Origin of the sequence: Heyndrickxia sp. FSL W8-0496 (genome assembly GCF_038007825.1) — a bacterium.
Classification (GTDB): Bacteria; Bacillota; Bacilli; order Bacillales; family Bacillaceae_C; genus Heyndrickxia; species Heyndrickxia oleronia.
Window position 1 is genome coordinate 4341045 of record NZ_JBBOXX010000001.1, and the last position, 25107, is coordinate 4366151.

General features: G+C 33.6%; 24 protein-coding genes and 1 riboswitch. Of the genes, 8 read left to right on the plus strand and 16 right to left on the minus strand.

Going from position 1 to position 25107, the window contains the following annotated elements; all coding sequences use genetic code 11:
* Window positions 1-37: 37 nt before the first annotated feature.
* Both NST63_RS22080 and NST63_RS22085 read left to right on the plus strand, forming a co-directional pair.
* Window positions 38-1105, plus strand: coding sequence for an undecaprenyldiphospho-muramoylpentapeptide beta-N-acetylglucosaminyltransferase (locus tag NST63_RS22080; RefSeq protein ID WP_212944004.1), 1068 nt, complete (start codon window positions 38-40; stop codon window positions 1103-1105).
* A 91-nt stretch (window positions 1106-1196) separates the two neighbouring features.
* Window positions 1197-1583: a VOC family protein gene (locus NST63_RS22085; RefSeq protein ID WP_212944003.1), complete on the plus strand. Its 387-nt coding sequence runs from the start codon at window positions 1197-1199 to the stop codon at window positions 1581-1583.
* Window positions 1584-1617: 34 nt separating this feature from the next.
* Here the strand turns inward: NST63_RS22085 and ald are convergent, their stop codons facing one another.
* Together ald and NST63_RS22095 are read right to left on the minus strand one after the other, a co-directional pair.
* Window positions 1618-2751: an alanine dehydrogenase gene (gene ald, locus NST63_RS22090; RefSeq protein ID WP_212944002.1), complete on the minus strand. Its 1134-nt coding sequence runs from the start codon at window positions 2749-2751 to the stop codon at window positions 1618-1620.
* Between the two features lie 117 nt (window positions 2752-2868).
* A complete protein-coding gene (locus NST63_RS22095) occupies window positions 2869-4107 on the minus strand; it encodes a PucR family transcriptional regulator (protein ID WP_212944001.1) in 1239 nt (412 codons plus the stop codon).
* 318 nt (window positions 4108-4425) lie between these two features.
* Between NST63_RS22095 and NST63_RS22100 the strand changes: the two genes are divergently transcribed.
* Window positions 4426-5778: an amino acid permease gene (locus NST63_RS22100; protein ID WP_341043768.1), complete on the plus strand. Its 1353-nt coding sequence runs from the start codon at window positions 4426-4428 to the stop codon at window positions 5776-5778.
* Window positions 5779-5860: 82 nt separating this feature from the next.
* Here the strand turns inward: NST63_RS22100 and NST63_RS22105 are convergent, their stop codons facing one another.
* On the minus strand, window positions 5861-6490 hold the full coding sequence (locus NST63_RS22105) for a nitroreductase family protein (RefSeq protein WP_058006393.1): 630 nt from the start codon (window positions 6488-6490) through the stop codon (window positions 5861-5863).
* A gap of 129 nt (window positions 6491-6619) precedes the next feature.
* Here NST63_RS22105 and NST63_RS22110 point away from each other — a divergent pair, with 129 nt between their 5' ends.
* Window positions 6620-6979, plus strand: a complete 360-nt coding sequence (locus tag NST63_RS22110) for a winged helix-turn-helix transcriptional regulator (protein WP_065107337.1) — start codon at window positions 6620-6622, stop codon at window positions 6977-6979.
* Between the two features lie 271 nt (window positions 6980-7250).
* On the opposite strand, the gene NST63_RS22115 is transcribed toward NST63_RS22110, so the two are convergent.
* Window positions 7251-8672: an alanine/glycine:cation symporter family protein gene (locus NST63_RS22115; protein ID WP_242598181.1), complete on the minus strand. Its 1422-nt coding sequence runs from the start codon at window positions 8670-8672 to the stop codon at window positions 7251-7253.
* A gap of 169 nt (window positions 8673-8841) precedes the next feature.
* Window positions 8842-9240, minus strand: a complete 399-nt coding sequence (locus NST63_RS22120; RefSeq protein WP_235849535.1) for a hypothetical protein — start codon at window positions 9238-9240, stop codon at window positions 8842-8844.
* 151 nt (window positions 9241-9391) lie between these two features.
* Between NST63_RS22120 and NST63_RS22125 the strand changes: the two genes are divergently transcribed.
* The gene (locus NST63_RS22125) at window positions 9392-9859 is read left to right on the plus strand and encodes a CBS domain-containing protein (protein ID WP_341043769.1); all 468 of its coding nucleotides are present in this window, start codon (window positions 9392-9394) and stop codon (window positions 9857-9859) included.
* Between the two features lie 103 nt (window positions 9860-9962).
* Here NST63_RS22125 and NST63_RS22130 read toward each other — a convergent pair whose 3' ends face one another.
* From NST63_RS22130 to NST63_RS22155, 6 genes are all read right to left on the minus strand, one after another.
* A complete protein-coding gene (locus NST63_RS22130; protein WP_212943999.1) occupies window positions 9963-10418 on the minus strand; it encodes a DUF2269 family protein in 456 nt (151 codons plus the stop codon).
* 107 nt (window positions 10419-10525) lie between these two features.
* Window positions 10526-10918: a globin domain-containing protein gene (locus tag NST63_RS22135; protein WP_180211492.1), complete on the minus strand. Its 393-nt coding sequence runs from the start codon at window positions 10916-10918 to the stop codon at window positions 10526-10528.
* 215 nt (window positions 10919-11133) lie between these two features.
* Window positions 11134-12324, minus strand: coding sequence for a sensor domain-containing diguanylate cyclase (locus tag NST63_RS22140; protein WP_341043770.1), 1191 nt, complete (start codon window positions 12322-12324; stop codon window positions 11134-11136).
* 88 nt (window positions 12325-12412) lie between these two features.
* Window positions 12413-12497, minus strand: a riboswitch (cyclic di-GMP riboswitch).
* 230 nt (window positions 12498-12727) lie between these two features.
* Entirely contained in the window at window positions 12728-13987 is a 1260-nt protein-coding gene (locus NST63_RS22145; RefSeq protein WP_212943996.1) for a methyl-accepting chemotaxis protein, read from the minus strand.
* A 46-nt stretch (window positions 13988-14033) separates the two neighbouring features.
* Window positions 14034-15032 (minus strand): 3-oxoacyl-[acyl-carrier-protein] synthase III C-terminal domain-containing protein, encoded by a 999-nt coding sequence (locus NST63_RS22150; RefSeq protein WP_212943995.1) that lies wholly within the window; start codon window positions 15030-15032, stop codon window positions 14034-14036.
* Window positions 15033-15077: 45 nt separating this feature from the next.
* On the minus strand, window positions 15078-15443 hold the full coding sequence (locus NST63_RS22155) for a hypothetical protein (RefSeq protein WP_058006387.1): 366 nt from the start codon (window positions 15441-15443) through the stop codon (window positions 15078-15080).
* Between the two features lie 283 nt (window positions 15444-15726).
* Here NST63_RS22155 and NST63_RS22160 point away from each other — a divergent pair, with 283 nt between their 5' ends.
* Together NST63_RS22160 and NST63_RS22165 are read left to right on the plus strand one after the other, a co-directional pair.
* Window positions 15727-16431, plus strand: a complete 705-nt coding sequence (locus NST63_RS22160) for a TerC family protein (RefSeq protein WP_212943994.1) — start codon at window positions 15727-15729, stop codon at window positions 16429-16431.
* A 188-nt stretch (window positions 16432-16619) separates the two neighbouring features.
* Entirely contained in the window at window positions 16620-18194 is a 1575-nt protein-coding gene (locus tag NST63_RS22165) for an IS1182 family transposase (RefSeq protein WP_341043771.1), read from the plus strand.
* 102 nt (window positions 18195-18296) lie between these two features.
* Here the strand turns inward: NST63_RS22165 and NST63_RS22170 are convergent, their stop codons facing one another.
* From NST63_RS22170 to NST63_RS22180, 3 genes are all read right to left on the minus strand, one after another.
* A complete protein-coding gene (locus NST63_RS22170; RefSeq protein WP_212943993.1) occupies window positions 18297-18923 on the minus strand; it encodes a hypothetical protein in 627 nt (208 codons plus the stop codon).
* 401 nt (window positions 18924-19324) lie between these two features.
* Entirely contained in the window at window positions 19325-21355 is a 2031-nt protein-coding gene (locus NST63_RS22175; protein ID WP_212943989.1) for a methyl-accepting chemotaxis protein, read from the minus strand.
* A 313-nt stretch (window positions 21356-21668) separates the two neighbouring features.
* Complete coding sequence (locus NST63_RS22180) at window positions 21669-22445, minus strand: CPBP family intramembrane glutamic endopeptidase (protein ID WP_341043772.1); 777 nt, start codon at window positions 22443-22445, stop codon at window positions 21669-21671.
* Window positions 22446-22899: 454 nt separating this feature from the next.
* Here NST63_RS22180 and NST63_RS22185 point away from each other — a divergent pair, with 454 nt between their 5' ends.
* Window positions 22900-23490: an NADPH-dependent FMN reductase gene (locus NST63_RS22185; protein ID WP_212943983.1), complete on the plus strand. Its 591-nt coding sequence runs from the start codon at window positions 22900-22902 to the stop codon at window positions 23488-23490.
* 149 nt (window positions 23491-23639) lie between these two features.
* Here NST63_RS22185 and NST63_RS22190 read toward each other — a convergent pair whose 3' ends face one another.
* Together NST63_RS22190 and NST63_RS22195 are read right to left on the minus strand one after the other, a co-directional pair.
* Window positions 23640-24239, minus strand: coding sequence for a YdcF family protein (locus NST63_RS22190; protein ID WP_212943981.1), 600 nt, complete (start codon window positions 24237-24239; stop codon window positions 23640-23642).
* 433 nt (window positions 24240-24672) lie between these two features.
* Window positions 24673-24981 (minus strand): CotD family spore coat protein, encoded by a 309-nt coding sequence (locus tag NST63_RS22195; protein ID WP_058006380.1) that lies wholly within the window; start codon window positions 24979-24981, stop codon window positions 24673-24675.
* Window positions 24982-25107: the final 126 nt, after the last annotated feature.

Here is a 25107-nt window from a genome sequence, read left to right on the forward strand (position 1 = left end):
TTAGGATATAATTGATAAAAATCATTATGGAGGAAATATGAAGAAAAAATCAATTGTATTTACAGGTGGAGGATCAGCTGGTCATGTTACACCAAATATCGCCATCATAAAAGAAATGGATACATCACAATGGGATATACACTATATAGGTTCTAAGCAAGGAATCGAAAAAGATTTAATCCATCATTTACATCTTCCTTACTATGGAATTTCTAGCGGGAAATTAAGAAGATATATTGATTTTGAAAACGTAAAAGATGTATTCAGAGTTGTTAAAGGATGCTTTCAGGCTAGACGTGTGTTAAAGAGATTAAAGCCAAATTTAGTTTTTTCTAAAGGTGGGTTTGTTTCTGTACCAGTCATAATTGCAGCTAAATCATTAAAAATTCCTATTTTTATTCATGAAAGTGATATGACACCCGGACTTGCCAATAAAATCTCCCAACGATTTGCAACTAAAATATTTACATCCTTTGCAGAGACGAAAAAATTCTTTCCTGAAAGAAAAACGAAGGTCATCGGCTCACCGATACGAAAAGAAATTTTAATTGGATCTGCTGAAAAAGGCAGAGCATTCCTGAACTTCAACAAACAACTCCCAATCTTAATAATAATGGGGGGAAGCCTAGGGGCAAAAAGAATCAATGAAGCAATAAGGGAATCTCTAGGGAAACTTAACAAAGCCTATCAAATTGTTCATCTTTGCGGAAAAGGAAATATCGATACCGAGTTGCTCGATATTCCCGGATATAGACAATATGAATATATCAATGAAGAATTACCAGACATATTAGCCGCAACAGATCTTGTTATTACTAGAGGCGGCTCAAATGCGATCTTTGAATTCTTAGCTTTAAAGATACCAATGATTATTATTCCTTTAACAAAGGAGCAAAGTCGTGGTGATCAAATATTAAATGCCAAGTCATTTGAAGAAAAAGGTTATTCAATCACGCTATTGGAGGAAAATCTAACAAGTAGTACCCTTCTCCAGTCATTAGATAATCTAAAACATAATCGTGATGACTTTATTAAGAACATGAATGTGAGCGGACATGGAGATGCGTTACAAGTCATTATTAATGAAATTAAAAAGCAAGGTTGATGATATTTTATTAAATAAATTTATAAATAGAGGAAATCCCTTAAATTTAGCGAATAGTATAATTTAATTTCTTATATTAAGGGGTGGGTATATGCAAGAAAAAATAAAAGCAAAAATAGAAAGTTCTCTTACGGTATTACTCGTATCAGATTTAAAAAAATCGAAGGACTATTACCAACGTGCACTTGGTTGTGAAGTAACCGAATTTTGGGCTGTTCGAGATGATTTCGGATTAGGTTTTAAATTAATTCAGGCAGAAGATATTCATGATGTCAAGCCAAATAAGGGAACTTGGAATACATATGCTTATGTTGAGGATTTCTCCTCCCTCGATGCTTTGTATGACGAGTTTAAATCAAACGGAGCCATTGTAGACATGGAACCTGAAGTAAGTGAGTTTGATTGGGGTGCTTGGAAGGAATTCTCTATTAAAGACCCAGATGGTTATTCCATTGGTTTTGGAGCAGCAAAAAAATAAGTGCCAGGCAATTGCCTGACACTTTTTTTTAATATTATGCATTAATGGATTCCTTTGAAAGTGCTTCTTCTACAGTTACATAATCATAACCAAGATCCTTAGCAACAGCTTCATATGTTACATGACCATTCGCTACATTGATACCAGATTTAATAGCAGGATTATCGTTCACTGCTTTTAAGACACCTTTTGTTGCAATTTGTACTGCATAAGGAATGGTTACATTTGTAAGCGCAATAGTTGATGTACGTGGAACCGCACCAGGCATATTTGCAACTGCGTAATGGACAACACCATGTTTTTCATAAGTTGGATTATCATGTGTTGTTATATGATCAACTGTTTCAAAGTTTCCACCTTGATCAATCGCTACATCAACGATAACCGAACCAGGTTGCATAGATTTAACCATTTCTTCTGTTACAAGTTTTGGAGCTTTTGCACCTGGTATTAATACGGAACCGATGACTAGGTCGGATTCCTTAACAGCTTCTGCAATATTATACGGATTTGACATTAGAGTTTGAACACTTGTACCAAAAATATCCTCTAATTGACGTAAACGCTCTGGATTTAAATCAATGATTGTAACATCGGCACCTAATCCAACTGCAATCTTCGCAGCATTTGTACCTACCATACCACCACCGATAATCGTTACTTTTCCACGTTTAACACCTGGTACACCACTTAATAGAATTCCTTTTCCACCTTGTGTCTTTTCAAGGAACTGTGCACCAATTTGAGAAGCCATACGACCTGCAACCTCACTCATTGGTGAAAGTAATGGAAGCGTTCGATTAACGGTTACAGTTTCATATGCAATAGCAATTACTTCACTGTCTACTAACGCTTTTGTTAACTCCGGTTCTGCCGCTAAATGCAGATATGTGAATAAGATTAATCCTTTACGGAAATAGTTGTATTCAGATGAAAGTGGTTCCTTTACTTTCATGATCATATCAGATTTCGCCCAAACATCTGAAGCGCTTTCAATTATTTCAGCACCAGCTTGTTTATATTCTTCATTTGTAAAACCGCTACCTAAACCAGCATTGGTTTCAATAATTACTTTATGTCCAGCATTTAATAAATGGACAACACCTGCAGGGGTCATTGCCACACGATTTTCATTATTTTTAATTTCCTTTGGAACACCGATAATCATTTAAAACATCTCCTCAATGATATAAGTCACTTTCCAATTACAGTTCGATTATATGTCTTTTTTGTGAAAATTTCTTTATTTAGAATACAAAAAATAAGAGCGATGATTTGTGAAATTTCACAAATCACCACTCTTCATTTCCTCAATTTTTAAATCTAAATAAAAAGTAATCTTTTGGTTGGGATCTTTTAAATCCATATCTGCAATTTCCGTAATCCTTTTCAGGCGATAATTCAATGTATTTGTATGAACATGTAATACCTTTGCTGCATCCTGGACATTATTATCACATTCCAAATATGCCTTCATCGTTTTCAATAAATTCGATTGGTGCTTATGGTCATATTCTTTTAACTTTTCAATTGCTGAATTTTTATATTGTTCTTTCGTCCTAATATGATAAAGATCATTTAAAAATTGATAAATACCAAGTTCTTGATAACTATAAGTATTCTGTAATTCCTGTGGAAATTGCTCCTTAAGCTCCAATACTTTCAGCGCTTCTTGATAGCTCTTATTAATCTGCTGTGGTGATTGATAAATTAGTCCGCAGGAACCCTTTACCTTTCCAATTTGCAGTCTTTCATTTATCCGTTCGATAAAGTTATAGATAAAATGTTTTAAATCCTTTATTGTTGCTTCATTTGAATCTAGACGGATCAATTGAATGAGTTGATTCTCATCAAAAACACGACACACAACTTGAACATTCTGTAAAGTTTCTGTCAAATAATAAGAATGCTTTTCAATCTTTTGATTGACTTCTTTATCAAATTCAATGATCACAACTGCCAAACTACCATCAAGCTTCATTCCAAATCGATCTGCCTCGCGCTTTATGTCATTCAATTTATTGATATGTCCTGTTAATAGCTTCCAAAAGAAGTCTTGGTTATCTTCCTCTACTTTTCGTCTTTTTAACTGGTGTTGAAGCAATTGATTTTTCACTATTTTCGCTGCTTCTTTAAGCAAGAGTAATTTTTCTTCACCAAATTTCTCATCATCTGTTTGTGCCCATATAAACCCTAATACTTCATTATTTTTGCGGACAGAAACAGCAATACGATTACCTAATCCTACTTTCTCAATTGCTGGTATAACTACCGGTTCATCACTTTCAAATAGCTTTGGCATAACACCATTCTTCCAAAGAGTATTAATCACATTTTCTGGTACTCTTCTTCTAATAATAGTAGCTATTCTTGCAGCATCTACATTTTCCTCATGTTTACTATAAGCAATGATTCGATGATTAGAATCTTCAATTGTAATCGGGCAATTTAATATTTCCCCAATTTTATCTGCCAAACCCTCTAAAGAATCAAAGTCATCGTTAAGAAATGGAGAATGATTCATACTGATTCCCCCTTCGTAAATATAATCTTTATTTTATCATAATTTCACCCATTTGTGCATTTACACAAAAATATAGAGATATTTTTTATAAATACTACAAATAAAGTCGAAAGTAGTTTATACTATTTTAAAATAGTTTAATATACAAATGTTGTAAACGATTACAAAAAAGTATTTTCAAAATAGTATTATTATAGTAGAATGCCAGTATATTATTTCAAAAAATATACAATTGTATATTACTCTATCGAGATAATATGTCAGAATTAACAGACTAAACTTTTTGACAACAAAGACTACACTAAGGGGTGGAACAATATGAACAATCAAGAACTTCATCGTGGACTAGAAGAAAGACATATTACCTTAATGTCACTTGGTGCATGTATCGGGGTAGGTTTATTTCTTGGGTCTGCTCAAACTATTGAATTAGCAGGACCTGCAATATTAGTTGCATATGTGATTGCAGGTGCGATGATGTTTATCATCATGAGAGCACTAGGAGAAATGGCTATTCAAAATCCAGTAGCAGGTTCCTTCAGCCGTTACGCTCAGGAGTATTTAGGTCCATTAGCTGGGTTTTTAACAGGTTGGAATTATTGGTTTTTATGGGTAGTTACTTGTATGGCTGAAATTACAGCTGTTGGTGTGTATATGGATCTTTGGTTTCCAGATGTCCCTAGATGGATCTGGGCATTGGCTGCCTTAGTAATAATGACTCTTGTAAACTTAATTACTGTCAAAGCATATGGAGAATTTGAATTTTGGTTCGCTCTAATTAAAATTGTTGCCATTATTGCGATGATCGTTATTGGTTTAATGATTATCTTATTTGGTTTTGGGAATGGTGGAATTGCGACAGGAATTAGTAATCTTTGGAAGCATGGCGGATTTGCTCCAAATGGGATTAAAGGAATTCTAATGTCCTTGCAGATGGTTATGTTTGCCTATCTAGGCATTGAAATGCTTGGGGTAACTGCAGGGGAAGCGAAAAACCCTGAAAAAACAATTTCTCGAGCTGTTAATAGCGTATTTTGGCGTATTCTAATCTTTTATGTAGGGGCATTGTTTGTCATTATGTCCATTTATCCTTGGAATGAAATTGGAACATCTGGAAGCCCATTTGTTATGACATTTGAAAAAATTGGGATTCGCCAAGCAGCAGGAATTATTAATTTCGTTGTTTTAACAGCTGCATTATCTAGCTGTAATAGTGGGATTTTTAGTACAGGCCGTATGTTATTTAATTTAGCAGAGCAAAATCAGGCACCTACCTCATTGAAAAAAGTAAGTAAAAGTGGTGTACCATCCTTAGCTATTGTTCTATCAGCGGCTGCATTGCTTATAGGGGTTATTTTAAATTATTTAGTACCAGAAAAGGTATTTACCTGGGTAACAAGTATCTCAACCTTCGGTGCAATATGGACATGGGCAATGATTCTCTTATCCCAGCTTAAGTATAGAAAAAATTTATCTGCAGAAGAAAAAGCGAAGATAAAATTTAAAGCTCCGTTTTGGCCATACGGATCCTATATTGCCTTAGCCTTTCTTATTATGGTTGTCATACTTATGGGATTCTTCCCTGATACAAGAATAGCACTAATTGTTGGACCATTATGGTTACTCCTATTAGTCGCGGTTTATTACGGAAAAGGAATGAACAAACAATAATATAGATTATCAGGCACCAATTACACAATATAGTTAAATGACTATTTAAAAATGTGTAAATGGTGTCTGACAACATAATAGCTTATATAAATTTAGCCACTTCTTCTAATGGCATTCTTGTTGTATTAAATGCAGGTCCAGCTGCTTTGCCTAAGGAAATTAAAACAATTGGAATATAGCGATCTGAAATATTAAATCTTTGTATAAATTTCTCCTTATCGAATCCTCCCATTGTAACCGTATCGTATCCTTTTGACTTTGCTATCAACATTAACTGCATAGATACTAACCCAGCATCGAATGAAGCAATATTTTTTCTAGCCTCAACAGATGCATAAGGATACGTATTATTGGTATTATTAATAATTCGATTCATATTTTCTTCATCAATATATCCTGCATCGAATCCGCTTCTATATATTTTTTCTACATTTTTATATGCATCAACATCACCTAGTACTGCGATAACTGCTGAAGAGGTTTCTACTTGTTCCTGATTGTTGGCAATTTGTCTTAATTCTCTTTTTGTTTCCTGATCAGTAATAACTAGGAAGCGCCAAGATTGAAGATTACTTGAAGAAGGCGCAAGAATGGCTTCATTTAGGATCTCTTCTATTTCTTCTCTCGAAATTTTATACTCTGGATCATATATCCTGACTGATTTTCGTTCTTTAATAACAGTTGATAAACTTTTCTCAGATGTCTTTAACATACTTACATCCTCCTATCCATTTTTCAACTTACTATTAGTAAGTTGAAATTAGCTTACTATTAGTAAGCTCAACAGTCAAATATAATGACTCATTATGATAAAATAAAAGAAGGGAAGGAGGAGTCCTTAATGAATGAATCAAATAACGATAATTGCTTACAAAATAAGTTAAAATCTCAACATATTTGTGATAATTTCCACGGGGCTATAGAATTTATTGGGAGACGTTGGATGGGATTAATCATTTATAACTTATTAAATGGACCAAAGCGCTATTATGAACTTCTTGAGGAAATTCCTGGTATCTCTGATCGTTTACTTACTGAACGTCTTAAAGAATTAGAAAATGAAGGACTTGTGGAAAAAAGAATTCTCACCTCTTCTCCAAGAAAAGTCGAATATTTGTTAACAGAAGCCGGGAAAAGCTTAGAAGCAGTACTTTTTTCACTATTAAAATGGGTAAAAGACAATAAAAAGTTAAAAAGTTAATATACTCACAAAAATTATGGGGATGCCTTTTAAGACATCCTCATTTTATTATCGTTATTATTCAACATAATAAAAGGCAATACCACAAGCATGTCCCATAAAGGAATTGCCATGATAATGCCTAATTGTCACCTTTCATCCTTACTAGAAATGAAAGGATTCAGCACCCAAAAGAGAGCATTTATATCTAATGATAAAACAGTACATATTGCATCGATTATGCATTCAGGAAAATTACATTACTTATCCCAAAATTTATACAGGTCAGTCCCTATAAAATTTCTTCATTTCCTTTTGAAGGTTCGTCTTCCCATGATTCTACATTTTTTAATCCTTTAATACTTGAAGCATAGAATACAGGATTTTTCCCTTGTGCTTTCTGCCTTTTATAATCTGCTAATGCAGAGAAAGCGATTTTACCCAATAATGCAATAGCAATTAAATTCGTTATGGCCATCAGAGCCATAAACAAATCAGCTAAACTCCATACAAAATCTAGCGAAGCTAAAGAACCAAAGGCAACCATTGCAACAACAGCAATTCGGTAAATATTTAACCATAGTTTACTATTCTTTATAAATTCAATGTTCGATTCTCCATAATAATAATTTCCAACAACCGAACTAAACGCAAACAATAAAACAATAATAGCTAAGAAAATACTAGCCCATGTACCTAGACCAGTTTCTAGCGCCTTTTGAGTTAGTACAATACCATCAGATTCCTTTGAATTATATAATCCTGATAATAAAATAATAAATGCCGTACTGCTACAAATCACTAATGTATCCACAAATACACCTAGTGACTGAATAAGCCCTTGTTTAACAGGGTGACTGACATCAGCGGTAGCAGCAGCATTCGGCGCACTCCCCATACCCGCTTCATTTGAAAATAATCCCCTCTTAATTCCTTCCATCATTGCAGCACCTATAGCACCACCAGCAATTTCTTTTATTCCAAAAGCACTTTCAAAAATTAATTTAAATATACCAGGTATTTCTGTAATATTAGTTACCATTATAAATAGTGCAATTAAAATATATGCTCCTGCCATTACAGGTACCATTAATTCAGCAACTCTTGCTATCCGTTTAATTCCTCCAAAAATGATCACAGCAGTAACGAGAGCTAACACAATCGCAATGACAATCTTATTAATTCCAAAAGATTGGTGAAATGCACTAGTTATTGTATTGGCCTGAACTGAATTAAAGGCTAGTCCAAATGTCAGTGAAATTAATATCGCAAAGAAAATTCCCATCCATCGAGCATTTAGGGCTTTTTCCATATAATAGGCAGGACCTCCACGAAATGTATCCCCATCTTTTACTTTATAAATTTGAGCTAAGGTACTTTCCACAAATGCTGATGCTGATCCGATCAAAGCAATCAGCCACATCCAAAAAACAGCACCCGGACCTCCAGTTGTAATGGCGATTGCAACACCTGCAAGGTTACCTGTTCCTACACGTGAGGCGGTACTAATACAAAATGCTTGAAAGGATGAGACCCCTTTTTTATCGTCCTTTGCCCCCTCACCTAGTAGGCGGAACATTTCTCCTATCATTCTAAACTGTACAAATTTCGTTCGAAAAGTAAAATATAGTCCAAGTCCTATTAATAATATAATGAGGATATAGGACCACAGGATCGTATTTACTCCCCCAACCATGCTTTCTAAAATTTTCAACTTTCCATCACCTTCTTTTCTAAGATGCTCACTAAATTCTAATCTATCAAAGATTTATTATCAGGACAATACAATTTACAATTACCTAAAAGTGGTTGGTAGTGCTACACTCTCACATGGATTTGAAAAAAGCCAATATAATTATTGGCTTTGTCATTAAATGATCAATTTATTTCACATTAAGTTGCCTTACATATATTGCCTGTGAGGCATTTTTTTGTATGCAACCTTCTAAATCCTGTTCCTTAATTAATCCTAAATTTAATGCTGATCTTATTTTCACTTCATCCGGTTTTTTCTTAATAAGATCCTGCATATTAAGCTCTTCTAGCCTTTTCACTGTTATGTCCTGATCAAACTTCTCAGATATTCTAATTTGTCTTTGTAAGTGGTAATCGCCTATTTTTATTTCTCCTTTTACATTTTCACCAACGGAAGTATCAAAATACTGATTGAATGCTTTTTTCAACTTTTCTAATTGCGTCTCAACTTCTTTTTTCTTTCGGTTCAATTCGTCATAGTGCACAAGCATGTCCCTAGTAATTAAATAATCCATATCATGATTCAACAGCCATCCCTCCATTCCTATTGTCAGTATTCATACTTATTTTAGGATCAGGTGAGATATTCCAACTTTAAGTATTCATTTATATTAACTGATTTTAATGGTAAAATAATGGTAGGTACAAAAAATACTTTGGAGAAAGAAGGCACTTGGTATGAAGGTAAAAGACTTCATGATTCAAGATGTAATTTCTGTTAAAGAAGACGACAGCATTAAACATTTACTAAATACTCTTGTCGAAAATAAAATTGGTGGAGTACCAGTTGTAAACGGTAATGGGAAGCTTGTCGGAATGATTAGTGATGGTGATGTGTTAAGAAATATAAAACCAAAGGATATGGTGGTCTATGATTATTTTAATTTAATGGCCTACACATATCAAAAAGGAAACCTTGAAAAAGTATTATCACAGTTAAAAGATCAACCTTTAATTAAAATTGCCAAAAAGCATGGCCTTATTACTGTTAAAGAAGATGATGATATGGATAAGGCATTGAAACTGCTAGCTAAACACCATTTCAAAAAAATTCCGGTTGTTGATCAGAACCAAAAAGTTGTCGGAGTCATCAGTCGCGGAGATATTATTCGTACCATTCAAAAAAATATTCTCCAATCTCTATAATTCTTTTGTACACATTATACATTCGAATAGCTTATTATTTATTAGATAAAAAAATGGAGGACGTCTATTATAGGCATCCTCCATCTCACTTTTAAAAACCTTGCTAAAACGGCTTCAAAATCATCAGTACTATGATAATAAGAAAAATGATATTTAAAATTCTTTCATAACGAAATAGTTCCCTAGATAAAGTTTCGTATTCCTTAGGAACATCTTCCCCTTTATGCGATTCCAATAATTCCTTAATGGGCTTAGATTTTGGTGATAAGACAAAGGGACCCATCGCAAGTCCAGTGAGAAATAATACCAAGCTTGTTACATACCACCCCATTTTAAACAAATAAGGATGAATGAACCCCATTAATAATCCAGTGATTAAAAGTAGTGTTCCACCGATCATGACGAAAATATGCAAATCTCTTCTAATTCTAAAAGCTTGCCTTATTTCAGTCATCGAATTCGCCAATTTTGCGATTCTAGTTAAAATAAATCCAGGTCCCATTCCAAGTATTGCAGAAAAAATATGTATAAAAACGAGGATGGAATAAAAAGTAAACAATCTGGTTCCCCTCCGTTTAGCTGTAAATCCTAATATATATCAATTCTAAAAGTACTATTGAAAACATGCTACTTTGAACAAAAAAATATTGGGTATGCCCCTTTCCCTTATTTTTGATCTGGAGAATTGATCATAATAGCAGCTACTTGTTTCAAGCGATTATAAAAAAATTCACCAACTGGATATGAATCTAAGCCAACCTCTTCAAATGCCTCTTTCATACATCGAAGCCAGCATTCCGCTCTTCTTGGCGTAATTTCAAATGGGTGATGGCGCTGTCTCATTGCTGGAGGTCCAAATTCCTGACTGTAAAGAGCAGGTCCACCAAGAAATTGCGTCAAAAACATCCGCTGTTTTCGCATAATTTCATTCATATCGCCTTGAAACAATGGACTTAAATCAGGATCGGCATAAACTTTTGGATAAAATGCATTGACAAGTTCTTCAATCTTTTCTCCACCAATTTGATCATATAAATTTTGTAATCGTGGATCCGGCATTTTTCTTCCCTCCCATTTATTGCTTAATCTATTATACCCTTAGATTTTATTAGAATCTGTAATATTCATCACATCAATCCGTAGAATTTATCAATTAACCTATATAAGCATATTACTCTTTGTATCTTTATCGTTGTTCCGATTAAAGTTCATTCATTTCACTATTCATAAAAAAAAGACACCGTATTATCGGTGTCATAATTTATTGAATTTACTTAATTAGCTAAAACGATTAAGTTTTTTCCACTTTGTTTAGCTGTATATAATGCTTGATCAGCTGATTTTTTTAAAGAATCAACAGTTAAACCGTGTAAAGGATATGTAGCAACACCAGAACTTATGGATACAGTTATTTTTACCTGTCCAATATAAATCGGATGAAGAGAGAGATACTCCTTAAGTCTATCAAACATACCTTCTAAATCATCTCGATCATTGGATTGAATAATCACCATGAACTCATCGCCTGCATATCGATAGCCTTCAATTCCTTCTCCACTAATGCTTTTGATACCATTGGCAAGTGATTTCAAATACAGATCACCAATATCATGCCCATATTGATCATTAACCTGTTTCAAATTATCCGAATCTAGCATTACTAAAGTAAGTTCTCGCGTTCCCTCATTAATTAGATTCGATAAGTCATTATGAAAAGCCCGATGGTTTTTTAATCCAGTTAGTTCATCTGTTTGAGAAATGGTATAAATTTTTTCATAAAGATTAGCTGTTTCAATTGAATTAATAACCTGTGTACCAATAATTTGTAGAAGTTCTTCATGCTCTTTTCGATAAGCAAAATCTGCATAGGATTGTGCTGAAATGACTCCTTTTACGTGATCATCAATGATAAGGGGAACAAAAAGACAAGAATTGGTGTCTTTTTCTACCTCTCCATACCTGGTTTCAAATTCTAACGATTGATTACTTCCCTTTAGGTGAATAATTTCTCTCGTTCGAATCACTTTAGAGGTAAAATTTTCACCATATTCAGTTTGGAATGAAGGGGCAATCTCACCCCCATCAACAACAAAAGTAAATTGAATATTTGTTTCCCCTTCATTATATAAAGCAATATAAAAAGAATCCGTCGGCATAACTTGTGATACCATTTCATACGCCTTTTTAAGGAGAACAGTAACGTCCAAAGTCTTACTGCATATTTGTGCAAATTCGTGGAGGATTTTATAATTCTTATTCATCCAGTGCATATTTTCTATTTGTCCATGGATGGTTTGTAACTGGTTGAAGATCGTTTGAACCATTGGCGTTTGATATTGAGGCTTAGCCGTTAATTCTTCTATGTCTTCTAATAAATTGCCTTCATTTGAAATAAATACATTCAGTAACTTACTAATCATGCCCAAAATTTGTTGATCTTCATTATTTTGTTTTTCCGTTTTCACTTAGAACACTTCCAAACTATCATAAAGGTATTTTTTAATGGTAAAAAAAAAATTAATCATCTATCGATTAATCATTTAATCATACATTTTCAATAACTGGCTGGCATAATCCTATGATGTTAGCCCCTATAGCTTTGCGTCTTCATTTTTCAATGAATTTGCCTTTTTAAATCTCATATACCATCACCAAAATACTTAAAGTAAAACTATTTCATTCATATTATATAGTTCTTTTTTACTATGGTCAATATTTTCAGAATTGAATAGAAAATAAAAAAAGAAGGTATCGATTAAGTACTAATCTCTATACCTTCTATTATAAGACTCTTTTTACTAACTGCACAAACGCAGCCTATAAAGAATGAAATATAATCCTTCATTAAGTCTATCCAGCCCGAACAATTTATACTGTAATATGATCCAATAACCGTTTTACATTCACTGTCAACTCATGCTGTTTCTGAACACCTTCCTCTACCTCTTTAATGGCTAAGGAAACTTCAGAAACATTCTCTAGAACTTCTTCTGCACCAGATGCTGATTGTTGAGTTGTGGCAGAAATATTATGAATGGCTTTATTTACCTCTGTTATTGCAGATGCCATTTCACCTGATGAACTCGCAATATCAACAGACATTTGCTTAATAAATTCAGCATCTTTTTCGTATTGTATACCAATTTGTATAAATTTCTCGTAATCAGGTAAAACCTCACTATCCATATAGTGCAAAACATCCTTTGAATTATCTGTTAAATTAATAAAAGCTTGTTGAACTTTACTAGTAACATTACGGATATTTTCTACTGACTTGGAAGATTGCTCAGCTAATTTTCGTATTTCCTCAGCTACAACTGAAAAACCTTTACCAGCCTCTCCAGCTCGTGCTGCTTCTATAGAAGCATTTAATGCTAATAAATTAGTTTGCTCTGCAATACCACCAATTGTATCGGCTAGTATTGTAATTTCTTCTACTACTTTTGATTCTTCCATAGCTTTCATTATCTTTTCTTCTTTTTCGATGAATATCTTTTCTGAAGACTGTACTGAATGAGTCGCATCCTCTCTCACTCTAGCCGCGCGAACCTGAATTTCCTCAGCTAACTTCCCTGCGTCCTTTGCTTTATCTGCCAATTTATTCGTCGAAATTTCGATATCTTCAATTGATGCACTAACTTGTTGATTGGTTGCACTTAGCTCCAATGCTCCCTGAGTCATTTCATTTATCGTATCTTTTACATCTTGAATAATATAAGTAAGCTCTGTAGCTGTTGCTAATAATTCATCTGAATGACTATCTACATCAGTAATGCCATTTTTCATATTTACAACAATCTTTCTCATATTATTCGTAGCCGTGTATAAATTATGGGAGATATGGTCTAAGCTGTCTTTATTCTTCTTTTCCTCCAACGAGGTTAGATCTCCTAAAACTAGTCTTTTCGACAGTTCATCCATAACAATCCACTTTTTCTTTAAGCGAAGAGAGGATAATATTGTAACCCCTATTAAAAGAATAACCCCGATAATTACTGCACTAATTTGTAGCATTTGATTTTTTGTAAAAAAACTTCCAATGATGATTAAACCGATTAATACAGATGGAAGTATAGATGTCACTACTAAGCTTGGAATAATATTTACTTTTTCCTTATTTTTACTCATCCTAATTCTCCTAATGTAATATGATGATTAATGATTAATCTATAACTCAATATTTAAATAACATTGCTGAAGCAGAGGATCCCGCACCTACCGACCAAAACACAACATAATCACCTTTTTTCACCTGCTTAGTCCGTACAGCATATTCAAAGGCCATAAAGGGACTAGCCGAACCCGTGTAACCATATTTCGTCCCTACCACAGGAAACTTCTCACGATCTTCATTAAACATTTCCTGTATTTTATAGATATTCTTTCTCGAAATTTGTGAAAAACAAAAAGCTTGTATATCACTGGTCGTTAGGTTATTTCTATTTAATAGCTTTTCGATAAGCTCAACAGTGGACTTAAAGGCATTATCATTATTAACGTTTTCCCATTTCACTCTTTTTTCATAATCAGAGATGGTCTGATCTTTCAGATTGGAAACTCCACATGCTGGAAGCATGATTTTATCAATTGATTCAGTATTCACTTTATATGCGGAATCGATAAAACCTTGATCGGTTTCTTCTTGTTTTTCAAGCAGTACAGCAGATGCCCCATCTCCAAAGCTCGAATAAGTAACAGCTTCCTCCTCCCATGCGTATCGAAGGAGTTGCTCAGAGGCTACAACCAATGCTCGTTGAATATGTGGATTAGCAAGCATACTTCTACTCACTTGTTCAACTGCAACAATCATCCCAACACAAGCTGCATTCATATCATAAACAATCGCTTCTTCTTTCCCCTCTAATGCACGGTGTATAGTAACTGCACTGGGTGGCGCAAAATACTCAGGTGTACTAGATACAAAAACAATCATGTCCAAATCTTGACCTGTGTACTTCACTTTATTTAACACATTTTTGGAAGCCTCGATTGCCATTGTTAAAGTATTTTCTTTCGAATAATCCGCTACATATCTATTTTCTCTTCCAAGTGCTTGAAGTAAATTATGTATATCCTTTCCTTGTTCCTGAAAGTGATTAATATAGAAATCATTATTTATTGCATTATTTGGGTGATAAATAGCTACATCTTTTAAAGTAATACTGGTTGTCATTTTTTTCTCCTTATTTTCAAAAACATCTAGTATTTTTTATAAGATTTATAGATTGGCTGATATATGTAGTGCTTCTTGTAAACTTGGAATAAATTCTCCGGTAAATTGAACATTTTTTGCCACTCTTTTTACTTGTAAACGTGGTGTTACTCTTTGTGGATTTACAACTAACACTTTTTTAAAACCAAGGCTCATGTAAAGAGCATAGCTTTTTTCCAATAGAGGTAATATTTCTGGTTTAAATGTTTTTAGATGGGTCCCATCCGCGATAAGCGTATAATTGTTCACATCAATGGTTGATACCTCATTTTTTAACTTTCCAACAAAATCCGCCGCTCTATCAACTTCAGCAAAGCCTTCTATTGTAATGATAAAAGCTTTATTTCTTGAATCTGTTTGAAACAATGGCATCTGTTTAAACTCCTTTTTGAAATTAAAAGTATTTTAATTTTCATATAACAAAAAATTGTATTTATCTACCTTATTATCGGTATAATTTCCAATTTTTTTATAGTTTATTAGACTTTTAGCCTATACTAAACCAAAAAGTATGATCATTTGGTCATTCTGCATGAAAAATATGATACGTTTAGTACCCCTACTATATATAAAGCATGTCTCTTCATTTACTAGCATAGTATTTAATGATTGGACAAAATTGCTCCTTTTCACCAACAGTGTTGGAGGGTTAAATGTGGAAAAAATTTTTCAATTAGCTTTGCTAAATGTAGTAAATGATATTGATAATATTTTAATTATTGCTGCATTATTAAGAAAAAATTTATACGAACAACATCCTAGAGCACTTTTTATTGTTAAAGTATTAGCAGTTTGTATGTTGACTCTTAGTAGAACGTTTTATGTATCTATTATTCAAACTCTTAGTGAACTCCCTGGACTCCATTTACTTACGGGATTAATTATTCTTTGGATTGGTTTTCGTTTAGTGATGAATGTAGGACAAGATGAGGATAATCGCTGGTTTTCTTTTGGTGCTACTGCCCCTTTAATTCCTATTCATAAAATGTTATTTATCATTTTATTAACTGATTTTGTTATCTCCTTCGACACTGTTTTTATTATGGCCGAAATGACGAATAATATTTTCCAAGCATTACTAGGGCTATTCATTAGTTTAGTCATCGCATTCTCATTACTCCCACTATTAACCCGAATGATTAACACATTTTATTGGATTCAAATTATCGCAGGTGCACTTTTAGTGCACATAAGCATTCTTGCAATAGCAAAAGATGCCCTTTTACAGAAAGTCCTGAATCACTTCTTTCAGGCTACTAACATCATAAATGTAGATAAAATGACTCTGATTCTTGCTTTTGATTGTATGATTATCGTTCTACTTATTGGGCTAAATCGACTGAGAAAAAGAACCAAGTGAATACTCTCAAATAAATATTTAATAAAGGAAAGAGGCTGGGACAAAACCCACCTCTGAGATGAAAAAGCCGGTGAAATTTTACGACAAGTAAAATTTCACCGGCTTTGATTATTTTTTTAACAAAAATAAGGACCACTTCTGATAAAATTAAGTCACCACAACAAAATTATACAGAAAGAAGGATCCTTATGTTTAAAAATTATACCATGAATCAATTAGTTTTGCCTTTAGATTTAGAAGTAAAATTACAAAAAAATGATATTGCCTTTCATATCCATCATCTAGTTGAAAGTATTCCTCATGAAGTTTTCGAACCATATCTGCGAAATGAGGGCTATCCTGCTTATCATCCACGCATGATGCTTAAAATTATTTTATGTGCCTACACCCAATCTGTCTTTTCAGGGCGAAAAATTGAAGCCCTATTAAAAGACAGTATCCGGATGATGTGGCTATCACAAGGGTATGAACCAAGCTACCGTACAATCAATCGATTCCGTGTTCATTCAGATGTGAAAGAATTAATTCGCCAATGTTTCGTCCAATTTCGTTGCCAATTAATCGAAGAAAAACTAATCGATCAAGAAGCAATTTTTATTGATGGTACAAAGATTGAAGCAAATGCGAATAAATTTACGTTTGTCTGGAAGAAATCGATTGAGAAATATCATCACAGTTTAATTGAAAGGTCAAACCAGCTATATAACGAGCTACTTGAGAACGAAATTATACCTGAAATTGAACGGGAAGGTGATGAACAATTATCATTGAAAGAGCTCGCTCAATTGGTAGGAAAAGTGGACAATGTCGTAGCTGAGTATGATAAACAAATTGAGGAATCATCAGACGTTCCAGAACGAAAAGCTTTAAGAAATGAACGCAAATACCCGAAACAAGTGCGTAAACAGTTGATTGATTTTGTCTTACGAAAACAAAAATATCAACGAGACTTTGAAATTTTAGGCACACGTAATAGCTATTCCAAAACAGATCTGGACGCGACAGTTATGCGAATGAAAGATGATTATATGCAAAACGGACAATTGAAAGCTGGTTACAATGTACAAATCGCAACAGAAGGGCAATACACGCTTGCCTATAGTTTATTTTCAAACCCAACAGATACACGTACGTTAATTCCATTTCTTGATGAAATCGAGAACCATTATTTCGTGTTACCGAAACATATTGTCGCAGATGCAGGTTATGGTAGTGAACAAAACTATAATGATATCCTTTCGAACAGAAAACGAGAAGCACTGATTACGTATAATCTGTATTTGAAGGAGCAAAAGAAAAAGTACAAACAAAACCCATTGAATCCCGACAACTGGCAGTATTGTGAAGAAACAGATACATATATATGCCCTAACCAGAAACGTCTTGAATTTCAATATCATTCTGTCCGTACTGATCGTACGGGATTCCAACGAAGGTTCAAGATCTACGAGTGTGAGGACTGTTCGGGATGTCCATTCCGTTCATCATGTACAAAAGCGAAAGAAGGCAACAATCGAAAACTAATGGTGAATGAACAATGGGAACAACAAAAAGTATATGTGAGAGCGAAGCTTTCAGAAGAGAAAACGAGCTCCATCTATCGAAAACGCAAAATCGATGTGGAACCAGTTTTTGGATTCTTGAAGGCTAATTTGCGTTTCACTCGATTTTCTGTACGAGGAAAATCGAAGGTAGAAAATGAAATGGGACTCGCATTAATGGCCGTGAATTTAAGAAAATTCACGGCCAAACAACTACGGTAATAGAAGAATTAACACACCAAAATAGAAAAAGTTGAATTTGAGTTCGCTCAAATTCAACTTTTTCACTATTTGAAGCTAGTTATGTCCCAGCCTCTCGTTTACTTATTTTACATTCTGGTCTTCCTGCTTATATTCTAAGCTTTTTACTTTATTATTCTTCTGTAATTCTAGTCTTACGATTTTACCTTTTATTTGTTTAGATGGAAGCTTTCCCTCTATCTTATAGTCTGGGGATTTCAAATAAGTCATATCTCCATTTTTCACTTGTATTGTTAAGTCCTTATCTGTTTCAGAAATGTAATTCCCAATGATTTTTGTTTCATCAACATTTTTCTCATATACCCCATCACGATCTGCTTTTGCCAACGCTGTTAGCTCCATCTCTTCCGCTTGTTGATGGTGGTTTCCTATCTCTACTCTTACAAGCTGATTTTTCAAATTATTATGTGAGCCTTTAACCGCAAAGGACTTACTTTTTGGAATTAAGACTTCTTTTCCATTAATATTTATGTTAATTTGATCATCGCTTTCTTCAATTAATCTACCTACTAAATCAAAATCTTCATCAGAATCTTTGTCTGGATCATGTGAGTATTGTTTTAAATCCTGCTGATCTTGCTTATGAGTGTGATCACTAGAATCACTATTATCCTTTGGACTTTTTTCAGTTGAACAGGCGATTAAACCAAATGATAATAAACAAATAAGCATTATCATCTTTATTCCCATTATCTTATCTCCCTTATCAATTGTTTAGGCTCATTTCTCAAACATTGTTGCTATTTAAGTAAAGTTATAACAAATAAATATTGACTAAGGATCGATACTCATTTCATTTTACTGAGAAAAGAGCTGCACTCTCCATTGTATATATTCGTATTATTCCTTTAGATAATAAGTTTAAACAAAAAAATGGAAATAATTATAAGGTATATCCAGAGATTGAATCGAAAATAAGGAATGGCTTATGGGGTGAAGTATAATGACTAAGCACTATCTTCAATAATTACTTCTATCAAAAGGGAATCATCAATATCGTTGAAGCATTCTTTCATTTGCAAAAGGATATTAAAAATAAAGACAGGACAGTCCTCTAGCTTCGATTAAGTAAAAGAACTGTCCCTTGAAAATCAAATTTTAAAACTAGACACAGCATTTTCAAGTTCCATAGCCATAGAAGATAACTCTTGACTTGAGGAAGCAATTTCTTCAAGAGTAGCAGTCTGCTCTTCAGCAGCAGCAGCTACATTTTCAAAGCTTTCTTGAGTTGAATGGGCAACTGCATCTACATCTTGAATAATTTCGACTACTTGTTTTGTTTCTGATGATAACTGCTGAATTGATGAAGAAATAGCAATCATTTGTTGAGAGACACGAGATACGATAGACGTTATTTCATTAAAGGTTTCCCCTGTAGTTTGAACAACCTCTGATCCTTTATTCACCTCATGAGTTCCCTTATTAATTGAGTTTACAGCCGTATCCGTATCTATCTGAATTTCCTTGATTAATTCCCCAATCTGACCTGCTGCTTGGTTCGATTGTTCAGCAAGCTTTTTGACTTCATTTGCAACAACAGAGAATCCTTTTCCATGCTCTCCTGCTCGCGCCGCTTCTATTGAAGCATTTAGAGCCAGTAAGTTTGTTTGGTTGGATATTTCAGAAATGGCATCTACAATCTGGCCAATCTCATTTGAGCGTTCACCTAGTTTTGCAATGATAGTCGCTGCATTATTTACCGTTTCTTTAATAGTTTCCATCTGAGTCATCGCAGAATGAACCGATTCTTCTCCAAGCTTTGCTTTTTGAACAGCGTCTTCGGAACGTTTCGCTACCTCATCTGAATCAGAAGAAATTTCTTGGAAGGTATTAGACATTCTAACAACAGTTTCTGCGGCTTTTTTTGTACTATCAATTTGCTGCAATGTTCCAGCTGTTACTGAATCAACAGTACCTGCTACAACTTGAGCAGCCTGTGCCGTTTGATCTGTACTTACATTTAATTGTTCAGATGATGCCGCTACTTGTGATGCATTAACCTGAACAGTTCGAATAAGCCCATTTAAATTATCGAGCATTCCATTTAAATCACTAGATACTTGACCTAATTCATCCTTTGACCGTATATCTATACGATGGGTCATATCCCCAGCAGCAATCTTTTTAATGATATCAGACATTCCTGAAAGATTTTTCAACATATACTTTAAAAGAATATAAGCAATAGTAATCAGGATCACGATAGCAATAATGAAAAAGATGATGAGTTTGGTACCCATACTTTTTAATGGTTTAAAAACCTCATCTTGCGTAACAGTTGTTGCAACGGACCAACCAGTAGATTCTACTGGTTTATAGCCAATGTAATAATCTTTATCATCAAGCTTTGCTGTTTCAAGGCCAGTTTTCCCAGCAATCATTTTCTTCGCAATTGCTCCGATATCTCCCTTTTGAGTTGTCAACGGCTTGCTCATAATAAGATCCTTATTAGGATGATAAATCACATTGCCATCAGGAGCTAGTAAAATACTGTAACCAGTTTTACCAATTTTATATTGCTCCATTATTGATGGAATGGAATCAAGGAAAAGGTCAACCGCCACAATTCCTGCTGGCTCATTATCTACCTTTACTTCCTTCATTACACTCATAATTACTTTACCGAATACTTGATCCATATATGGCTCCGTGTAATATACACCTTCAGTACTCGTTACTGGTTTATACCATGGTCTTTCTGATAGATCAAAATCCGTATCTGAAAGAACATTTCCCGTTCCAGTTAAAAAATTTCCTTTTTCACTTGCGACCCAAACCATAGCTATATCTGGGTTCATACTTTTAATATCTTCTAATGATTGATTCATATCCTTGTAATATTTATTTGTCAATGCATCGTCACGTGTTTTTGCTGTCTTTAGGTAGTGGAGCAAAGTTTGATTACTAGTAATCTGATCAACCAGCTGCCCTTTCCCTTCAAAAAAATTATTTACCTTATCTGCAACCGATTTGCTTTCAACGTTTACTTCCTTTTCAATACTTTCAGCCATTATATCTTTTGTATAAACGTTTACAATAACAGCGGTTGCAGAAAGAACAATTGCAATAACTATAAATAAAACAAGGGATACTTTTGTAGAAATGCTACTATGACGTTTCATCTTATCCCTCCGATATCGGTAAAAACTACCTATTACTTCGGAGCTATTGTAACATAGTAGGATATTTATAGTCATTAAGGTAAGTTACAATAAATGATCCTTCACCTTCTCATATAATTTTTGATCATTAATGGATTTTATTGGCCCTACAAGTACGAATTTCATTGATTTATTCAATATTCTTGAATAAAATGAAATTCATGAATGAAGCATTTTTTAGAATTATTCCGAGAATCAATTGAAAATTTTGTATGATAAATAGTTCTTTCTACTTACTTTTTTAAGGTCAATTTTCTTACAATCACTCCATGTCTCATTTTGATAGATTAGAATCTTTATTGATTACGAAAGCTCTATTCTTATTTAAAGAAATGAAGAATATAATACACGCAAATAATAAAGGGATCATTTCCGCTAGCAGCGATTCGTTAATAACAAACACTCCTGCAATACTATTTAAAAATGCATGTGTCATTATACACATGAAAATACTTCTCGTTTTAAAATAAACAATCGATAATATGAATGAAAAAGCGATCGTACTAATCGTAAATGTAAAAAAGTTTAAAAATTGATATTGGTATGTTCCTTGTATAAAAAACAATGGTAAATGCCAAATACTCCAGATGCTCCCTAAGATAAGGGTACTAAGAAACGGAGATATTTTCTTTTCTAACTCCGGAAGCAAAAGTCCCCTCCAACCAATTTCCTCAAACCCTCCAATAACGATAAACAAAGGAAATTGCAAGAATAAAAGGGAAAACGGGGCAATTTTATTTCCACCAATAAGAATGTATGGACCCATATGAAAAATGATAACGATACATACAATAAATAAGTACCATCCTATTCTTTTTAATGGATAATATATATTTTTCAAGAAACTTTTAAATTGTACATTAGAATCCATTTTTTTATTAACCACTATAGCCCCTATTGCAGGACCTACTACTCCGATCACATATAAAATTAACATAAAGCTAGAAGAACCAAAGGGAACATTATTTACTTGAGTATACATTATCATGATTCCCCATGACACATAGGTTAATAAGAATGTCAGAATGAGATAATTTCTAATCTTTTTCATTCATTTCCCCTCCTTGTAATTATTTACTTAAACTGTCTTCATTTCTATTATGCTTTTGTAAACGCCCTACTCTCGGCTTTTATACCTATAAAAAGGTGAGCCTTTTTAAAAGGTATTATCAATTTATGGAATATTCAAATTTTAACATGTTCCTCCATGCTATTCTCCATTCAGTCATACGACAGCAGAGCAAGTGGATATCTCTTGCTTTGAGCATTTCAACTTTTTTCTTATAGTAATCTGAATGTCATATTTTAGTTAATCTAACTTTCAAATGAATCATTCATACTTTATTTTTTCCGAACATCAAAATGATATATAATTAATAACTTGACGAAATCAAATTATTAAACTATACTAACTTACATAAAGTAACTCGACGAGTGAAATTAATTCAATGCTTATACATTTTACACAATAGCATAGATCTATCAACAACTAAGGTGGTGTAAAAATGAGTTTTCTCAATAAACTATTTGGTAAAACAACGAAGGAGGAAGAAATCATGACAGAAAAATTAAACATTGGAATTATTTTAGGTAGTACACGCCAAGGACGTTTAAGTCCTCAAGTCGGTGAATGGGTAAAAGGAATTGCGGATAAGCGCGGAGATGCTAATTATGAAATCGTTGATATTGCAGATTTCAAACTACCATTTTTAGGTGAAGCAGATGCACCAGGAATTGCAGCATGGAATGAAAAACTTGCTGAATTAGATGGATTCGTATTCATTGTTCAAGAATATAATCACAGTATTACAGGAGCTTTAAAAAATGCCCTTGATTTAGCTCGTGAAGCATGGAATAACAAAGCAGCAGGGATTGTTAGCTATGGTTCAACTGGTGGTGCTCGTGCAGCTGAACACTTACGTGGTATCCTAGGTGAATTGATGATTGCTGATGTTCGTACTCATCCTACATTGTCATTATTTACAGATTTTGAAAATGGTACTGTATTTAAACCACAAGATCTTCATCTTGACAATATTAATTTAATGCTTGATCAAGTTAATACTTGGAGCCGTGCCTTAAAAACAATTCGCTAATGCAGAAGGATAAAAAATAAAAATCTCCCCGTAAATTTGGCCAATTGTCCATTATTTACGGGGAGTTATTTTTATTCCTACAAGTGGTATAGTTATACTATTTTCACTAAAAATGAAGCCTCCTAATGTGGATACTTTCTTCCAATTATTTAGATCTCATCGTCAATGATTGCTCCCCATTTTACATATTTTATAATTTTTTTAGACTCCTCCTTTACTCTTTTTCTCCCCTCCTCGGTTAGAAACCAATTATCTTCTTTCGTATATTGGTTTTCTGCTTTACATAGAGAATATTCAATCCAGCTAGGCATATAGGTTTTTAAAGTTAAATAGGCTCTTTTCATATGATAGTTGGATGTTACAATAAGCAATCTTTTTATTTTGTGTAATTCAAAATATCGATCCAAAATTAATAATGAAGCGATAATATTTTCCTTTGTATTTTGTGACTCCGTCTCCACCAAAATATCTGTCTCTGGAACACCAAGCTCCAAAGCTTCCTTCTTCAATAAAATTGCCTCAGAATCATTACCTATTCCCCAAATCGTCCCACCTGAAAAAAGAATCTTTTTCGCTCGACCCTCTCGATATAATTGGATAGCCTTTGGCAATCGGGACTTGGTAGCTAGACGGCTACCGAATACAAGTATGCAATCCCCTTTCTCCATATCATCATGAACATGATTGTATAATAAGTCTGCCATTTGCTTATCTGTTAATTGATCTGGATTTAATTCCGATATCTTCATGATCCCACCTCCCCTAATAAAAAGCCTTTAAAAGATTTTATATGAAAGTGGTCTTACGTAGAGGAAAACTAAAATAATCCCAAAATTTATCATCAGTATAGTATATTCTTCTTTAAATTACTCAAATAAGCTCAGTGCCCTTTTTATGACGAGTATTCTATGATAAAAAAAGAATGAATTTAGTATATCTACAAAAAGTCTGTTGTTTTACAGTTTGTTTCTTTGTAAAAGCTCAACTAACTGGCTTTTTACACCTAATAAAAGACTCATCTATTCTCATAATGTTTTCCTTGAAATGAAAGGTGTAGCAGTCTTCAGCCGTTAGTTATTTGTTAAAACTTTACTTAGAAGTAACAATGTTTGAGAAAAGAACCTAAAAAAACATCTACACAAAATGGTAGATGTTTTTTATTCTAACTACTTTATCTTATCATTAATAAAATCCAAAATGTCTTGGTGGGCAGCATGGATCAACTGGGCATCCACAGAATACGTGATTCTCACAGCATACATTTACAACTGATTCTGTATGTGGAAAATAATGTTGATGTGTAAAAACATGTTTATTCACATTCGTTGTATGTGAAGGATGAACATGTCTTATTACATGTGGGATAACTGTTGTTCTGACTGCGTTCTGTGGTGGATCTGTTAAACCCGGATCATATTGTGTTGGTAATACTGAAGGTGGGCAATGTTTGATTCCACACCCTTGTAGATGCTGGTGATGATAGTAACTCATTGGACAATACTCCTTCCATCCTCATATTTTTCTATACAGTATAGACTATGTTCATGGAAGACAGTTGTACTAAACGAATACCTATATTTTAACAAAAAAATTGAGAAAAATATCAGGCACTACCTA